At 68.0% G+C, this 1,448-nt stretch carries 1 protein-coding gene; it reads left to right on the top strand.

The window, feature by feature from the left end; all coding sequences use genetic code 11:
* Window positions 1–113 precede the first annotated feature (113 nt).
* Window positions 114–1,448, top strand: a 1,335-nt coding sequence (locus ABH927_RS34155) for an IS4 family transposase (RefSeq protein ID WP_370028629.1), incomplete at its 3' end; no start/stop codon positions are given.

The raw sequence follows: 1,448 nt of genomic DNA, 5'->3' as shown, positions 1-1,448 counted from the left end.
CAACGCCGTTGCGTTTGGCTGTCTGCGGCTGAGTCAAGGGCCTTGAGGACGCGAACGGGACTTCTGGTAGATCAACTTGTGTCGAGCAAGGCGATCAGGTCCCAGGAGTCCCGTTGCAGGAGAAGTCTGTCATCACCCGGACGATCGAGGTAGCCGGGGGCGTGCACGCGCCTGGTCATCTGGGTGAGTTGACCCAGATCGTCGACTTCGACCTGGTGGACGCGGTGCTGGAAGAGACCGGGGCGCGTGAGAAACGGCTGCGGCTGCTGCCGTCTCGCGTCGTGGTGTACTTCGTGCTCGCGCTGGCCGTCTTCGAGCGCTGCTCCTACCGTGCGACCTGGGGCAAACTGACCGCTGCCTTGGCAGACCTGCCCTTGGTGCGCCCCAACGTCTCCTCGCTTTCTCGAGCCCGGCGCCGGATCGGGGCCGCGCCGCTGCGACGGCTGTTCGAGACCGTGGCCGGCACCGTAGGCCTGCGCGGCCAGCCCGGGGTGTTCTACCGCGGTCTGCGCACGGTGGCCATCGACGGCACCCATCTGCACGTGCCCGAGGAGGAGCAGGTCACCTGGCGCTACCCTAAACGGGCAGGCGAAAGACTGGAGTTCGGCTACCCGCTGCTACGCCTGCTGGTGGTGATCGAGTGCGGCACACGCGCCCTGCTGTCGGCCGCCTTCGGCCCCGAAAGTGAGGGCGAACTGCCATACGCACACCGGTTGCTGGGTGCGCTGGACCCCACCATGCTGCTGCTCGCCGACGCCGGCTTCGACGCCGCGGAGTTCCTGCGCGACGTCGCTGCCAGTGGAGCACAGTTCCTGGTGCGCTCCTCCGCCCGCCGCTGCCCCCTCATCCAGCGCCGTCTCCCCGACGGCTCATACCTGACCCGGATCGGCTACGGCGCCCTGCGAGTCCCGCTCGCGGTCCGCGTGATCGAAACGCACATCACCGTCACACTGGCGGATGGCACCGTCCGGCGCGAGCAGTGGCGCCTGGTCACCAGCCTGCTCGACCACACCCGCTACCCGGCTCCAGAACTCGTAGACCTGTACCACGAGCGCTGGCAGGCCGAGACGACCTACTTCTCGATCAAGGCGACCATGCTGGACGGCCGCGTCCTGCGCTCACGCAGCGTCCCGGGCCTCGAGCAAGAGGTGTACGCCCTGCTCACGGCCTACCAAGCGCTGATCCGCGCTGCCGGGGACGCTGCGGCCACCCGGCCAGGCTTGGACATGGACCGGATCAGCTTCACCATTCTCATCCAAGCGGCAGCCGACACGGTGACCAATGCCACCGGAGTCCTCCCGACCGGTCCCACCGAACTGATCGGCGCGATAGGCCAGGCCGTACTGGGTGACCTACTGCCCGCAGGGCGCCGCTCCCGTGTCAAGGCCCGTACGCGAAAGAACCCGACCAGCAAGTACGGACCAAACGCCGGGCAGCACCCCGCAACC

Source organism: Planotetraspora sp. GP83 (genome assembly GCF_041262585.1).
Classification (GTDB): domain Bacteria; phylum Actinomycetota; class Actinomycetes; order Streptosporangiales; family Streptosporangiaceae; genus JAOEGB01.
The sequence above is the reverse complement of the archived record's forward strand: the minus strand, read 5'-3'. Positions and strand labels throughout refer to the sequence as shown.